At 65.1% G+C, this 14,831-nt stretch carries 17 protein-coding genes; 9 read left to right on the forward strand and 8 right to left on the reverse strand.

The genetic code is table 11. The features are described 5' to 3' along the window. Positions 1–4: 4 nt before the first annotated feature. On the reverse strand, positions 5–1,552 hold the full coding sequence (gene ppx, locus KPL81_RS04860; RefSeq protein ID WP_219790898.1) for an exopolyphosphatase: 1,548 nt from the start codon (positions 1,550–1,552) through the stop codon (positions 5–7). Positions 1,553–1,735: 183 nt separating this feature from the next. Then, positions 1,736–1,897, reverse strand: a complete 162-nt coding sequence (locus tag KPL81_RS04865) for a hypothetical protein (protein WP_219790899.1) — start codon at positions 1,895–1,897, stop codon at positions 1,736–1,738. Between the two features lie 114 nt (positions 1,898–2,011). Here KPL81_RS04865 and rho point away from each other — a divergent pair, with 114 nt between their 5' ends. The 8 genes from rho (at position 2,012) to KPL81_RS04900 (ending at position 8,658) form a co-directional block, all read left to right on the forward strand. Then, entirely contained in the window at positions 2,012–3,271 is a 1,260-nt protein-coding gene (gene rho, locus KPL81_RS04870) for a transcription termination factor Rho (RefSeq protein WP_209475970.1), read from the forward strand. 72 nt (positions 3,272–3,343) lie between these two features. Continuing rightward, positions 3,344–4,843, forward strand: coding sequence for a 4-hydroxy-3-polyprenylbenzoate decarboxylase (ubiD, locus tag KPL81_RS04875; protein ID WP_219790900.1), 1,500 nt, complete (start codon positions 3,344–3,346; stop codon positions 4,841–4,843). Beyond that, a complete protein-coding gene (locus KPL81_RS04880; RefSeq protein ID WP_219790901.1) occupies positions 4,840–5,619 on the forward strand; it encodes an NAD(P)H-flavin reductase in 780 nt (259 codons plus the stop codon). The genes ubiD and KPL81_RS04880 overlap by 4 nt, the downstream gene beginning before the upstream one ends. Continuing rightward, positions 5,616–6,329 carry a dihydromonapterin reductase gene (gene folM, locus KPL81_RS04885; protein WP_219790902.1) on the forward strand — a complete coding sequence of 238 codons (714 nt, stop codon included), beginning with the start codon at positions 5,616–5,618 and terminating at the stop codon, positions 6,327–6,329. The genes KPL81_RS04880 and folM overlap by 4 nt, the downstream gene beginning before the upstream one ends. Positions 6,330–6,365: 36 nt before the next feature. Beyond that, positions 6,366–6,491 (forward strand): hypothetical protein, encoded by a 126-nt coding sequence (locus KPL81_RS20720; RefSeq protein WP_275951357.1) that lies wholly within the window; start codon positions 6,366–6,368, stop codon positions 6,489–6,491. 318 nt (positions 6,492–6,809) lie between these two features. Continuing rightward, entirely contained in the window at positions 6,810–6,974 is a 165-nt protein-coding gene (locus KPL81_RS04890) for a hypothetical protein (protein WP_209475978.1), read from the forward strand. Positions 6,975–6,981: 7 nt separating this feature from the next. Further along, positions 6,982–8,064, forward strand: a complete 1,083-nt coding sequence (locus tag KPL81_RS04895; protein WP_219790903.1) for a 3-deoxy-7-phosphoheptulonate synthase — start codon at positions 6,982–6,984, stop codon at positions 8,062–8,064. 81 nt (positions 8,065–8,145) lie between these two features. Further along, positions 8,146–8,658, forward strand: coding sequence for a DUF3087 family protein (locus KPL81_RS04900; RefSeq protein WP_219790904.1), 513 nt, complete (start codon positions 8,146–8,148; stop codon positions 8,656–8,658). Positions 8,659–8,694: 36 nt separating this feature from the next. Here KPL81_RS04900 and ppk1 read toward each other — a convergent pair whose 3' ends face one another. After that, entirely contained in the window at positions 8,695–10,926 is a 2,232-nt protein-coding gene (gene ppk1, locus KPL81_RS04905) for a polyphosphate kinase 1 (protein ID WP_219790905.1), read from the reverse strand. A gap of 51 nt (positions 10,927–10,977) precedes the next feature. Further along, positions 10,978–11,976, reverse strand: a complete 999-nt coding sequence (gene hemB, locus KPL81_RS04910) for a porphobilinogen synthase (RefSeq protein ID WP_422674114.1) — start codon at positions 11,974–11,976, stop codon at positions 10,978–10,980. Between the two features lie 232 nt (positions 11,977–12,208). Between hemB and elbB the strand changes: the two genes are divergently transcribed. After that, positions 12,209–12,871: an isoprenoid biosynthesis glyoxalase ElbB gene (elbB, locus tag KPL81_RS04915; protein WP_209475985.1), complete on the forward strand. Its 663-nt coding sequence runs from the start codon at positions 12,209–12,211 to the stop codon at positions 12,869–12,871. Positions 12,872–12,950: 79 nt separating this feature from the next. On the opposite strand, the gene tatC is transcribed toward elbB, so the two are convergent. From tatC to KPL81_RS04935, 4 genes are read right to left on the reverse strand one after another with little or no spacing between them, the layout of a single operon-like run. Next, positions 12,951–13,736, reverse strand: a complete 786-nt coding sequence (gene tatC / locus KPL81_RS04920; protein WP_209475986.1) for a twin-arginine translocase subunit TatC — start codon at positions 13,734–13,736, stop codon at positions 12,951–12,953. Further along, positions 13,733–14,167, reverse strand: a complete 435-nt coding sequence (gene tatB, locus KPL81_RS04925) for a Sec-independent protein translocase protein TatB (RefSeq protein ID WP_209475987.1) — start codon at positions 14,165–14,167, stop codon at positions 13,733–13,735. Before tatB ends, tatC begins: the two co-directional genes overlap by 4 nt. 6 nt (positions 14,168–14,173) lie before the next feature. Next, the gene (gene tatA, locus KPL81_RS04930; RefSeq protein ID WP_209475989.1) at positions 14,174–14,443 is read right to left on the reverse strand and encodes a Sec-independent protein translocase subunit TatA; all 270 of its coding nucleotides are present in this window, start codon (positions 14,441–14,443) and stop codon (positions 14,174–14,176) included. A 47-nt stretch (positions 14,444–14,490) separates the two neighbouring features. Further along, positions 14,491–14,826, reverse strand: a complete 336-nt coding sequence (locus tag KPL81_RS04935; protein ID WP_209475992.1) for a phosphoribosyl-ATP diphosphatase — start codon at positions 14,824–14,826, stop codon at positions 14,491–14,493. Positions 14,827–14,831: the final 5 nt, after the last annotated feature.

Genomic DNA, 14,831 nt, shown 5'->3' on the forward strand with positions numbered 1-14,831 from the left:
CGGCTCAACTGATGTTAAGGGCGAAGCCCGCGGTCTCCTGGTAGGAGGCTTCCTGCTCCAGGTCGGTGCGCAGCAGCAGCGCTTCGTCGCTCTCCCCCGCAACCAGCGCCAGCTGCAACGTCTCACCATCGTTGACCGCGAGACGCGGCGTCTCGGTGGGCTGTTCCCCCCGCGAGTGGTTGAGCAGCACCGCCAGACGCAGCAGCCGGGCCAGGCGAGCCAGAGGGAGCTGCTGAGACACGGGCAGCGCGCGCCATTCGCGCAGCGGGAACTTGCGCCGGTGGGCGCGCACCAGGAACGCCAGCAGCTGCTGCTCGGGACGCGAGAAGCCGGCCAGGTCCGAATGTTCCAGCAGATACGCACCGTGGCGATGGAATTGGCTGTGGGAGATGGCCAGGCCGATCTCGTGCAGGCGCGCGGCCCAGTCGAGAAAGCGTGCATGATCGTCACCGAGCCCCCAGGCCGCTCGCACCTGGGCGAACAGCCGGGCGGCGGAGAGCGCCACGTTCTCGGCCTGGCGCATGTCCACGCCATGGCGCTGCTGCAATGAGGCCAGCGTCTTGAGGCGCGAATCCTCGGGGCTGTTGCGGCCCACCATGTCGTAGAGCACGCCTTCCCGCAGGGCGCCATCGGCATAACGCAGCTGATCGAGACCGAATGCCTCGAAGATGGCGACGAGGATCGCCACCCCGGCGGGAAAGACCCGGGCGCGATCCGCCTTGAGGCCCTCCAGGTCTACCCGGTCGAGGTGGCCGCAGGCGATCAGGTCACGGCGTATCCGCTCGAGTCCCTTGCGTGTCACCAGGCCATCGGGAGCGCCGCCGGCGGCGGCAATGACCGAGGCGGCCGCCTTGATCGTGCCGCTCGAACCCACCGGATCGTTCCAGCCCAACTGGCAATAGGGACGACGGATATTGGCCAGTTCCGAGCGCGCCGAGAGCTCGGCGCGGCGCATGCGCTTCTCGCTGATCTCGCCATCTTCGAAGAAGCGGCGGGTATAGGTCACGCAGCCCAGTTGCAGGCTCTCCAGCGCCAGTGGCTCGAAGCGCTCGCCAATGATGAACTCGGTGGAGCCACCACCGATGTCGATGATTAGCCGGCGGCCGTTCTCGGCCAGGGAATGGGCGGCACCAAGGTAGATCAGGCGCGCCTCCTCGCGACCGCCAATGATCTCGATGCGATGTCCCAGCAGGGCTTCGGCGCGGTCGATCAGCGTCTGGCTGTTGTGCGCGTCGCGCAGGGCGTTGGTGCCCACCACGCGCAGCTGGCCCTGGGGGATGTCGGCGACGAACGGAGCGAAGCGGGCCAGACAGTCCAGCGCCCGCTGCATGGCGGCCTCCTCGAGCTGACCGTCGGCGTCGAGTCCGGCGGCCAGCTGCACCTTCTCGCCGCGCCGCGCGACGACCTGCAGGCGGTCATCCTGGTAGTGCGCGACCAGCAGGTGAAAGCTGTTGGAGCCCAGGTCGATGGCGGCCAGGCGTGTGGGACTCGGCGGCTGCGTCAGAGTGGCGGTAGCGTCGGTGGGCTGGGGCCGTTCCGTGGGTGAAGTCATCGAGGCATCCTGATGGCGAATGGCTAAAGGGTGCTGCGACGGCTGGATCGTGTCAATCTCACAAGGTTGATCGACAGGGTTGCGTTCCTCGTCGGCGTTGACTAACATCGGGTCGTTCGCCTGTTCCGAATGCTTTCCGACCGAGACACGACGTCCGCGTCGCGGTCAACATCAAGTCGTCAGTCAGCCCCCTTTTTGTCGCCCTGTCATGTGCCGGTAGCCATGGTGGCACTTGAGACGCACCAGGCGAAGAGTCGAGGCGACGAGAAGTGCTGCTCCCTCGAACACGATACCGTGCCGGCGGCCCTTGCGCAGAATGGTCGTAGCGTGACGGGAATCGCGCATGAGCGACAGCTTCCCGGGCTCTGAACGCACCCAAGCGGCGTACCGTTCTTTCTCCGCACCACTCCCACGGCCGCCGTGCCGCCACGCTGACATGAGCAACTTCCGAACGCACCGATGAATCTTACCGAACTCAAGCAAAAATCCGTGCCGGACCTTCTGGAGATCGCCCGTGAGATGGGCATCGACAACCTGGCCCGCTCGCGCAAGCAGGACATTATCTTCGCCATCCTCAAGAAGCACGCCAAGAGCGGCGAGGACATCTACGGCGACGGTGTCCTGGAAATCCTCCAGGACGGCTTCGGCTTCCTGCGCAGTGCCGACAGCTCCTACCTGGCCGGCCCCGACGACATCTACGTCTCGCCGTCGCAGATCCGTCGCTTCAACCTGCGCAAGGGGGATTCGATCTCCGGCAAGATTCGCCCGCCGAAGGAAGGGGAGCGCTATTTCGCGCTGCTCAAGGTCAGCGAGATCAACTTCGACAAGCCGGAAAACGCCAAGCACAAGATCCTGTTCGAGAACCTCACGCCGCTGTTCCCCCAGGAGCGGCTGCGCATGGAGATCGGCAACGGCTCCACCGAGGATCTCACCGCTCGCATCATCGATCTCACCGCCCCCATCGGCAAGGGCCAACGCGGCCTGATCGTCTCGCCGCCCAAGGCCGGCAAGACGCTGATGCTGCAGAACATCGCCACCTCGATCACGCGCAACAATCCCGAGTGCCACCTGATCGTGCTGCTGATCGACGAGCGCCCGGAAGAGGTGACCGAGATGTCGCGTACCGTGCGCGGCGAAGTGGTCGCCTCGACCTTCGACGAGCCGCCGGCACGCCACGTGCAGGTCGCCGAGATGGTCATCGAGAAGGCCAAGCGCCTGGTCGAGCACAAGAAGGACGTGGTCATTCTGCTCGACTCCATCACCCGTCTGGCACGTGCCTACAACACCGTGGTACCCAGCTCCGGCAAGGTGCTCACCGGCGGTGTCGACGCCCACGCCCTGGAGAAGCCCAAGCGCTTCTTCGGTGCCGCGCGGAACATCGAGGAGGGCGGCAGCCTGACCATCATCGCCACCGCGCTGGTCGACACCGGCTCGAAGATGGACGAGGTGATCTTCGAGGAGTTCAAGGGCACCGGCAACATGGAAGCCCACCTGGACCGCAAGCTCGCCGAGCGCCGCGTATACCCGGCGATCAACATTCGCCGCTCCGGCACCCGCCGCGAGGACCTGATTGCCTCCGAGGACGAGATGCAGCGCATGTGGATTCTGCGCAAGCTGCTCAACCCGATGGAAGATACCGCGGCCACCGAGTTCCTCATCGACCGCCTGAAAGATACCAAGACCAACCTGGAATTCTTCGAGGCGATGAAGCGCCGCTAAGCGGGATCAGCGGTGCAGAAAGGGGCGGCATGCTAAGCTGCCCCTTTCGTCGTTCCGGAAACGGGAAATCGAATGAAGTACAACGACCTGCGCGACTTCATCGCGGCCCTGGAGGCCCAGGGCGAGCTGATACGAGTTTCTGCCGAGGTGGACCCCTATCTCGAGATCACCGAGATCTGCGACCGCACCCTGCGCGCCGGTGGCCCGGCGCTGCTGTTCGAGAACGTCAAGGGCCATGACATGCCGCTGCTCGGCAACCTGTTCGGCACGCCCAGGCGGGTCGCCATGGGCATGGGCCAGGACAGCGTCGAGGCGCTGCGCGAGGTTGGCAAGCTGCTCGCCTTTCTCAAGGAGCCGGATCCTCCCAAGGGCTTTCGCGACGCCTGGGACAAGCTGCCGATCTTCAAGCAGGTAATGAGCATGGGGCCGAAGACGGTGCGCAGCGCCCCGGTGCAGCAGGTGATACTTGAGGGCGACGACGTCGACCTCGATCGCCTGCCGATCCAGCACTGCTGGCCGGGCGATGCCGCCCCGCTGGTGACCTGGCCGCTGGTGGTTACCCGCGGGCCGCACAAGAAGCGCCAGAACCTGGGCATCTATCGCCAGCAGAAGCTTTCCAGGAACCGCCTGATCATGCGCTGGCTGTCGCACCGCGGCGGCGCGCTGGACTTTCAGGAGTTCCAGCAGACGCACCCTGGCGAGCCCTTCCCTGTGGCGGTAGCGCTGGGCGCCGACCCGGCCACCATTCTCGGCGCGGTGACCCCGGTACCGGACTCCCTCTCCGAGTATGCCTTCGCCGGGCTGTTGCGCGGCTCGCGTACCGAACTGGTCAAGTGCGGCCACGCCGACCTCGAGGTGCCGGCCTCCGCCGAGATCATTCTCGAAGGCTTCATCTACCCCGACGACATGGCCCCGGAAGGCCCCTACGGCGACCATACCGGCTACTATAACGAGGTCGACGAGTTCCCGGTGTTTACCGTTACTCGCATGACCATGCGCCGCGACGCCATCTATCACTCGACCTATACCGGGCGGCCGCCCGACGAGCCGGCGATCCTCGGCGTCGCACTCAACGAAGTGTTCGTGCCGATTCTGCGCAAGCAGTTCCCCGAGATCGTCGACTTCTACCTGCCGCCTGAGGGCTGCTCCTACCGCATGGCAGTGGTGACCATGAAGAAGCAGTATCCCGGTCACGCCAAGCGCGTGATGATGGGCGTATGGAGCTTCCTGCGCCAGTTCATGTACACCAAGTTCGTGGTGGTGCTCGACGACGACGTCGACGCCCGCGACTGGAAGGACGTGATCTGGGCCATCACCACGCGCATGGATCCGGCACGGGACACCGTGATGGTCGAGAACACGCCCATAGATTACCTCGACTTCGCCTCGCCGGTGGCGGGGCTGGGGTCGAAGATGGGGCTGGACGCCACTTCCAAGTGGCCCGGCGAAACCGAGCGAGAATGGGGCACTCCCATCGTCATGGACGAGGCCGTCAAGGCCCGCGTCAGCGAACGCTGGAACGAGCTGGGTATTCACCTTCCCCCATCCCCTGACGACAAGAGGCCTGCATGACCCCGAGGACCCTGAGCTGCCAGGTGACGGCAGTGGAGGACCTGACCCCAGACGTGTTCCGCGTACGCCTGGAAGGACGCGCCGAGGCCATGGCCCACGAGGCGGGCCAGTATCTCGAGCTCAGGCTCGATGACGAGACCTGGGTACCGTTTTCCATCGCCAGCGCGCATCGCGGCGACGGCACCCTGGAGCTGCACATCCAGCACTGGCCGGAGCGCGAGAACTCCGCCCGGCTGCGTGAGCTGATCGTGGTGGCGCATCACCTGACGGTGCGACTGCCGGGCGGCGATTGCGTGCTGGATACCACCAGCCAGCGCCCGCTGCTGCTGATCGCCGCCGGCACCGGTTTCGCCCAGATGAAGGCGATCGTCGAGGCCTCGTTGCACGAGGCGCCCGAGCGACCCATCGAGCTGTGGTGGGCGGCCCGCGAACGGCGTGACCTCTATCTCGAGAGCCTGCCGCGGCAATGGGCCGAGCAGCACGAGAGCGTGCGTTTCCACGTGGTCACCGAGAGGGCGCCGGAGCCGCCGGTCACCGGTGAGCGCATCCAGGGCCATCGGGGCCGCATCGACCAGGCGTTGGCTGCCGGGGTCGAGGACGTCAGCGGCCATGACGTCTACCTCTCCGGCTCGCCGGGCATGGTCTATGCCTGTGTCGACGTGCTGGCTTCGCTGGGGTTGGAGCCGAGCCGGGTTTTCTCCGACGTCTTCGCCTATGCGCCGCGCCAGCCGTTGGTGCCCACCGCGGGAGTGCTGCGCCGGGGGAGCGCACGGTGAGTGCCTCGCCGATACTGATCACCGGTGGCGCCCAGCGCCTGGGCCGTCACTGCGCCGAGCGCCTGGCCGAAGATGGCCATCCGGTGATCGTCAGCTATCGCCGCGAGCGCCCCGAACTCGAGGCCCTGCGCCGTCGGGGCATCGTGACCCTGCCGGCGGATTTCTCCAGCGAGGCGGCAATTTTCGATTTCATCGCCAGGCTAAAGGGCGCAACGAGTTCGTTGCGCGCCATCGTTCACAACGCCGGCGACTGGGCACCGGACAGCCAGGGCGACGAGGCCGGGGTCGCTTTCGAACGACTGTTCCGCGTGCACATGCAGGCGCCCTACCTGATCAACCTGCATTGCCGCGAGCTGCTCGAAGCGTGCGCCGAGCCCCAGCGCGACATCGTGCACATGACCGACTACGTGGTACAGAAGGGCTCGAAGCAGCACGCGGCTTATGCTGCCACCAAGGCGGGGCTGGCCAATCTGACGCTCTCATTCGCGGCCATGTACGCGCCCCGGATCCAGGTCAACGCCATCGCGCCCGCCTTGATCATGCTGGGCGAGAGCGACGACGATGCCTATGCCGAGAAAGCCAGGGCCAAGTCGGTCATGGAGATGGTGCCGGGGCCGGGAGTGATCTACCAGAGCCTGCGCTACCTGCTCGACAACCGTTACGTGACCGGGATCACCCTACCGGTCGATGGCGGGCGCCACCTTCGCTAGAATGTTCCTCCCCCTGACAATACAAGAGGAACCCACATGGCGAATGACCATGACTTCAAGGACGACAGCGGTCTGCTGTCGATCGTGCTGGGCCTGGTGGTACTGGTCAGCATGGCTGCACTACCGGCCACCATCGGCTGGTACCAAGTGTTCGCGGGCTGACGGCCGCGCTTGCCAAGCCTGCCCCGATGGGGCACGATGACCGCAGAACATCGGGAGACGACCATGACACCGAAGCAGAGAACGAACCTTGCCGTTACCTACCGCATCTCGCATGCGGTGGCTGCGCTTGGCGTCCCCTTCGGTGGTCAGTACTGGTATTGGTTTAGCACCGGTGTGCCCGCGGCCGGGTCCTGAACGAGGACAGCGCCGCGAAGGCACACCCTAACCGGGTTGCCTCCCTTGAAACCCCCGGTCGGCAACCCCGACCGGGGGTTTTGCGTAGGCAGGCCCCAACGTTTTCGACACAGGAGACGCACCATGATCGTACGCCGCGCCACTTACGCCGCCTATGCCCGTCATGCCTATTATGGCTGGGATTACGGCTGGCGATTTAGCGCCGCGCGGTCGGTCCAGTGCGCCACCTCCGACCGTGAAATGACCGGTGGCATGACGACACGATGTTTACCGATCCCACGGAGTTGAAGACACCATGAATGCCCCCGCATCGCTTGCCCAAGGCCTGGCTCATGGCCATGCCGATCTCGCCGTTACCCATGCCAGCCGGGTCGAAATGACACTGCCCACGCCCGGCGAACTGCGTCGCCGGCTTCCTGTGACACCCCTCGTGGCCGAACGCCTGCACGGCCAGCGGCGCGCCATCCAGGACATCGTCTGTGGCCATGACGACCGCCTGCTGGTGGTCGTGGGGCCCTGCTCGATCCACGATCCCCTGGCGGCGCTGGAGTACGCTCACCGTCTGGCCGAGCTGGTGCCGAAGGTAAGCGATCGCCTGCTGCCGGTGATGCGGGTCTACGTGGAAAAGCCGCGCACCACCGTAGGCTGGAAGGGACTTGCCTACGATCCTGATCTGGACGGCAGCGGCGACATGGCTCGCGGTCTGCATGTGTCGCGTCACCTGATGAACGAGATTGCGGCGTTGGGACTGCCGGTAGCCACCGAGGTGCTGCAGCCGATGCTGGCCGCCTACCTCGACGACCTGTTGGCTTGGGTCGCCATCGGGGCGCGTACCACCGAATCGCAGCTGCATCGCGAACTTGCCAGTGGCCTCGAGGCGGCGGTGGGCTTCAAGAATGCCACCAGCGGTGAGGTTGGCGTGGCGGTGGATGCCATTCGCGCGGCGGCCCACCCCCATCAGCATTTCGGCCTCGACGATCAGGGCCGCCCGGCGCTGCGCGAGACCTCGGGCAACCGTCATGCACATGTGGTGCTGAGAGGGGGGCGCCATGGACCCAACTACGACAGCGATGCGGTGGGTGAGGCTCGCCGAATGCTGGAGCGGGCTGGGCTGCCTGCACGCCTGATGGTCGACTGCAGCCACGCCAACGCGCGCAAGGATCATCGCCGCCAGGCTGAAGTGCTGCGCGATGTAGTGACACAGCGCCTGGGTGGCGAAACGGCCCTGATGGGGCTGATGCTGGAGAGCCATCTGGAGGAGGGGCGCCAGGAACTCACCCCCGGCGCGCTGCGCCACGGCGTCTCGGTGACCGACCCTTGCCTGGGCTGGCGGGAGACCGAGGCGCTGTTGCAGGAGACCGCTGACAGGCTGCGCTGAACCGGAGTGGGCGAGTGAGACCTGTACTCGGCGTGACGATGCCGGGATAATCCCGGCATCGTTGCTATCGGAGTTCCCCTCATGCCGTTCACCTTCGAGCACCCTGATCCCGAGACCTATCGCCGCAAGGCGCGCATCATCAGCGTGGCCATGGCCGGCCAGCTGATCGTCTTCGGCCTGGTGTTCTCCCAACTGCTGGTGGCAGCCTTCGGTTCGAGCCTGTGGCTCAACGTGCTGGGGGTCTTTCTCGGCCTGCTGGCGACCAGCCTGACCTTCGCCGTGCTGCGTGAGCGCCCCTGGATGCGCGAGATGCGCTACGTCTGGCAGCTCAAGCATCACCTCTCACGAGTCAGCGGCTACCTAGGCACCCTGCGACAGGAAATGGATCGCGGCAACGACGTCGCGCTGCACCTGATGACCTTTTACCATCAGGGCATGGCCCAGTTGGCCGAACTCAATGGCCGCACCCTGGATGACGATGCCGAGCTGCTCGGCGAGCGTGCCAGGATCCGGAGCCTGCGCGAGGAGCGCGGGCTGCCCGAACGGGTCGAGGGGGTCGATCCCAACGATCTTGCCGCCTTCCGCAAGCGCTGAGGAAGCCGCCCGAACCTCGGACTGGCCCCGTGGCGCTCATACCTTGGCGGCGTAGGCGTACAGCAGCGTTTCCTGAGCGCTGATGGGGGCGCTGTCTCCCGGCTGCTGCTTCAGGTAGCGGCCGTCCGGCTGGAGCAGCCAGCTCTGGCAGTTGTCCACCAGATAGGTCTCGAGATCCTTGCGTACCCGCTCGGCCTGCTTGCGGTCGAGGAGCGGGAAAGCGGTCTCGACCCGGTGGAACATGTTGCGTGCCATGAAATCGGCGCTCGAGCACCAGGTCTCCTCCTTGCCGTCGTTGTGGAAATGAAACACTCGGGTGTGCTCGAGGAAGCGGCCGATGATCGAGCGCACTCGGATGTTCTCCGAGACGCCCGGCACGCCGGGGCGCAGGCAGCACATGCCGCGAATGATCAGCTCGCACTCGACGCCGGCCTGGGACGCCCGGTAGAGCGCCTGGATCAGCTTCGGCTCGGTCAGCGAGTTGCACTTGATGATCAGTTGAGCGCGCCGGCCGCGCCGGGCATGCTCGGCCTCGCGTTCGATCATCGCCACCAGACGTTCGTGCAGGGTGAAGGGGGCGTGCAGCAGCTTGTCGATATGCTGCGCCCGGCCCATGCCCGAGAGCTGCTGGAACACCTTGTGCACGTCGGCACACAGCGTCGGATTGGCGGTGAGCAGACTGTAGTCGGTATACAGCCGGGCGGTGCGGGCGTGGTAGTTGCCGGTGCCCAGGTGCGCATAGTGGCGTAGCTTGCCCCGCTCGCGGCGCACGATATGCATCATCTTGGCGTGGGTCTTGAAGGCCATCACCCCATAAATGACGATGGCCCCGGCCTCCTGCAGCCGCGAGGCGAGCGCCAGGTTGTCGGCCTCGTCGAAGCGTGCGCGCAGCTCGATCACCACGGTGACCTCCTTGCCGTTGCTCGCTGCTTCCACCAGGGCATTGACGATGGCCGAGTCGGCCCCGGTACGGTAGAGGGTCTGCTTGATGGCCAGTACGCTGGGGTCGCGGGCCGCCTCGCGCAGCAGATCCTCCACCGGCGAGAAGGCCTGGAAAGGGTGATGCAGCAGGATGTCGCCGCTGGCGATGGCTTCGAGCAGGCTTGCCTTCTTGCGCATCGCCTTGGGCAGACCCGGGGTGAAGGGGCGGTAGCGCAGATCGGGCCGGTCCAGGTCGCCGAGCGCCGAGATCATGCGGGTTAGGTTGACCGGGCCGTTGACGCGATAGAGGTCGGCCGCTTCGAGCTCGAACTGCTTGAGCAGGAAAGCGGCGAGTTCCTCGGGGCAGTTATCGGCGACTTCCAGTCTCACGCCGCTGCCGTAGCGCCGGGCCAGCAGCTCGCCGCGCAGCGCCGAGGCCAGGTCGGAGACTTCCTCGGGGTCCATCGAGAGGTCGGCGTTACGGGTCAGGCGGAACTGGTAGCAGCCGCGTACCGTCATGCCGGGAAAGACTTCGGCGGCATGGGCGTGAATCATCGACGACAGGAAGACGAATTCCTGGAAATCCGCTTCGCACAGCTCGCCGGGGAGCGCGATGACTCGCGGCAGCGAGCGCGGTGCCGGCAAGATCGCCAGTCCGCCCTTGCGGCCGAAGGCATCCTTGCCCTCCAGCTCGACGATGAAGTTGAGGCTCTTGTTGACCAGCCGCGGGAAGGGGTGCGATGGGTCCAGCCCGATGGGGCTGATCACCGGGACGATCTCGTTCTCGAAGAACGTGCGGATCCAGGTTTGCTGCGCCTCGGTCCACTCGTCGCGACGGCGGAAGCGCAGCCTGTGTGTCTCGAGGGCCGGGATCAGGATTTCGTTGAGAATCTGGTACTGGCGATCGACCTGCTCATGCACGATCTGGGATATCTCGGCCAGCAGCTGACGCGGCAAGAGACCGTCGGCGCCGGTGGTTTCGTCGCCCAGGGCGACCTGGTGCTTCAGCCCGGCGACCCGGATCTCGAAGAACTCGTCCAGGTTGGACGAGAAGATCAACAGGAACATCAGCCGGTTGAGCAGCGGATGTGCTTCGTCCAGGGCCTGCTCGAGCACGCGCACGTTGAATTGCAGGTGCGAGAGTTCGCGGTTGAAGTACAGCGCCGGATCGCTCAGGTCGGCCACGGCATCGGGCTGCGGCTTGGGCTTGATGCCGGCATGGCTCTGGTTGAGGCGTGGAGCGACCGTCTCACTGGCCGTCTCGTCGGTGATGCCGGCGGACACGCCGCCGGACGCTACGAGGTCTGTGGGGTCAAAGGGGCCACCAGGGCCGGGCACGTCTACCATAACGCTCTCTCGTGGCTAAGCGGCAGAGTGCCCAGAGACCGGGTCCCGCCGTCAGGATGCGAGCAGTGTCGCCGCTCGTTTGGCGAAATAGGTCAGGATGCCGTCGGCTCCGGCACGCTTGAAGCACATCAGCGACTCGAGAATGACTTCGTCGGGGTCCAGCCAGCCGTTGTCGAAGGCGGCCATGTGCATGGCGTACTCACCGCTAACCTGGTAGGCGTAGGTGGGCACCCTGAGCTCGTCCTTGATCCGACGCACCACGTCCAGGTAGGGCATGCCGGGCTTGACCATCACCATGTCGGCGCCTTCGGTCAGGTCCAGGGCTGCTTCGTGGAGTGCCTCGTCGCTGTTGGCCGGGTCCATCTGGTAGGTGCGCTTGTCGGCCTTGCCCAGATTGGCCGCCGAGCCCACCGCATCGCGGAACGGGCCGTAGTAGCGCGAGGCATACTTGGCACTGTAGGCCATGATGCGTACGTTGGGCAGATGCTCCTGTTCGAGCACCTGGCGAATCTCCCCGATGCGACCGTCCATCATGTCCGACGGGGCGACGATGTCGGCCCCGGCCTCGGCGTGGGACAGCGCCTGCTTGAGCAGTGTCTCCACGGTACGGTCGTTGAGCACGTAGCCGCTGTCGTCGATGATGCCGTCCTGACCGTGAATGGTGTACGGGTCGAGCGCCACGTCGGTCATGATGCCCAGCTCCGGCACTGCGGCCTTCAAGGCGCGCACGCTACGCTGGACCAGACCGCTGGCATTGTAGGCCTCCTCGGCCAGCTCGCTTTTCAGCGCCGGCTCCACCACGGGGAACAGCGCCAGGGCGGGTATGCCCAGCGCGTGGGCTTCGCGCGCCTCCTCGATAAGCAGGTCCAGCGACAAGCGCTCCACACCGGGCATCGAGGGCACGGCCTCGCGACGCTTCTCGCCGTCGAGGACGAACACCGGCCAGATCAGGTCGGCGGCGGTCAGGATCGACTCCCGCATCAGTCGCCGCGAGAAATCGTCGCGGCGCATGCGGCGCATGCGAGTGGCGGGAAACTGGCGTGTGGTCATGAAACTCAAGAGGCTCTACTCCAACTGGGGGCCACATCCGCCTTGAGATCAACTGGCGGCAGTGTGCCTGGAAAGAATGACGATTCGATGACAAGCATTGTGTCGAGTATATCAGTGCCGATCGAAGCGAAAAGCCGCGCCTTGTCGCACCCGGCACGACTCTCTAAAGTGTTGGCTTCGGGATTCGAGGCATGGCCCATCATTCGAGGCGCCTGACTACAAGGAGAAAGGCATGAGCAAACAAGTGGCGGTCATCCTGTCGGGGTGCGGGGTTCAGGATGGCTCGGAGATCTACGAGACCACCCTGACCTTGCTGCGTCTGGATCAACTGGGCATCGGCTATCGCTGCTTTGCGCCGGATATCATGCAGTACCATGTGATCGACCACCGCAACGGCGAGGCGATCGAGGGCGAGTCGCGCAATGTGCTGCTGGAATCGGCGCGCCTGGCGCGGGGCAACATCGCACCGCTGGAGGAACTCGAGGCCGACGAGTTCGACGCCGTGATTCTGCCCGGCGGCTTCGGCGCAGCCAAGAACCTGTCCAACTTCGCCGAAGCGGGCAGCGACATGGAGCCTCTCCCGGCACTGGTCGAGGCCGTGGCCCCCTTCCACGAGGCGCGCAAGCCGATCGGGCTGATGTGCATTGCGCCGGCGCTGGTGCCAAAGCTGCTGGGCCCGGGCATTGCCGTGACCATCGGCCACGACCCCGGTGTTTCAGGAGCGATCAGTTCGATGGGCGGCCTGCATCGCAGCTGCGGCGTCGAGGACATCGTAGTGGACTTCGAGAACCGCGTGGTGACCACGCCGGCCTACATGCTCGCCACCCGCATCGGCGAGGCCGCCACTGGGATCTTCAAGCTGGTCGAGCGTATCGACGAGCTGATGGACCTGTAACCACCGCACCGTAAAAGCACAGCGCCCCTCGTTCCCGGCGAAACGAGGGGCGCTTGCGGTTCAAGGCTTGGCTGCTCTGTCAGACGTCGTCGCGCTCTTCGACCGGGGTGGTCGGCTCCGAGCCTTGTCGCTTGCGTCGCACCAGGCGGCCGAACAGGATGCCCACCTCGTAGAGCAGGTACATGGGGATGGCCAGCAGGCTCTGGGAGATCACATCCGGCGGTGTCAGCAGCATACCGATCACGAAGCAGCCGAGGATGATGTAGGGCCGCTTCTTCGTCAGGCTCTCCACCGTGGTGGCGCCGGACAGAATCAGCAGGAAGGTGGCGATGGGGATCTCGAAGGCCACGCCGAAGGCGAAGAACATCTTGAGGACGAAGTTCAGGTATTGATTGATGTCGGTCATCACCGCCACGTCTTCCGGCCCGGTCTGAGTGAAAAACTGGAACAGCAGCGGGAAGACGACGTAGTAGGCAAAGGCGGCGCCGGTATAGAACAGCCCCACGCTGGAAGCCAGCAGCGGCAGGGCCAGAGACTTCTCGTTGTCGTAGAGGCCGGGCGCGACGAAGGCCCACGCCTGGTGTAGCACATAGGGAATGGCGACGAATACCGCGGCCACCAGCGTCAGTTTGAAAGGCGCCAGAAAAGGCGAGGCCACTTCGGTGGCAATCATCTGCGAGCCTTCCGGCAGCAGCGCCATGAGCGGCTGGGCCACGAAGGTATAGATCTCGTTGGCGAAGGGATAGAGCCCCAGGAAGATGACGAGAACCGCCACCACGGCGCGCAGCAGGCGCGAGCGTAGCTCGACCAGATGCTCGATCAGCGGGGCCTGGCCAAGTTCCTGCTTGTTGTCGGAGTCGCTCATCGGGAAGCGGCACCCTTGTCGTCTTGGTCTTGGGGGGAGTCGGGTTCAGCGGTATCGCGGGCGTCGGCAAGAGCGTCGTCCAGGCGCGCCGCAGCCGGCTTGGGAGGCTCCTGCGCTTCATCCTGCCCCGGCACGGATTGAGCATCAGGTGACACTGTCGAAGACGATGGCGTTTCGGCGATGCTCTCGACGTCGCGCTTGGCCTTGTTCAGGCTCTCATCGAGCTTGGTCTGCTGCTCCTTGAGCTTCTGACGCAGCTCCTCCGCTTCGAGCTGCGAGTTGATCTCCCGCTGCATGCTCGACACGGTGCGCTTGATCTTGCCGACCCACAGTCCCACGGTGCGAGCCGCCTTGGGCAAGCGCTCCGGGCCGAGCACCAGCAACCCCACGATCCCGATGATCAGGAGTTCGAGAAAGCCGATATCGAACATGGAAGTTTACTTGCGCTCTTCCCGGTCCTCGACCTCGTTCGCCGTCTTCTTCTCCTCGGCTCGAACGTCGTAGGTGTTGGGCTGCTCCTCGTGGGTCACCTTGGCCTGCGTCTTACTGTCCTTGCCTTCCTTGTCTTCCTCGTTGACGGCCTGCTTGAAGCCCTTGACCGCGCCACCCAGGTCGGAGCCGACGTTGCGCAGCTTCTTGGTGCCGAAGATCAGGATGATGATGCCGAGAACGATCAGCAGTTGCCAGATACTGATGCCACCTAACATGTAGCGTTACCTCTGAGTCGGGTTTCCGGCGGATCCGGAAGCCAATTTCACTTTGACCTTGCGGCCTTCTCTTCGTGCCCGGAGATTCCGAAACGGCGGGCCAACTCGTCTAGCACGTCCCGGTGGTCGAGTCCGAGATGCGACAGCATCACCAGGCTATGAAACCACAGGTCGGCGGTTTCGGCGACCACTGCCTTGCGCTCGGCGTCGCCGCCGGTTTCGGCGTCCTTGGCCGCCAGCAGGGTTTCCGTTGCTTCCTCGCCGACTTTCTCGAGTATCTTGTTGAGCCCCTTGTCATGCAAGGCGGCCACGTAGGACTCGGCGGGGTCGGCGCTGCGGCGCTGGCGGAGTACGTCGAAGAGTTCATCGAGAATATCATGCATGCGGC

Source organism: Billgrantia antri, from assembly GCF_019430905.1.
Taxonomy (GTDB): Bacteria; Pseudomonadota; Gammaproteobacteria; order Pseudomonadales; family Halomonadaceae; genus Halomonas; species Halomonas antri.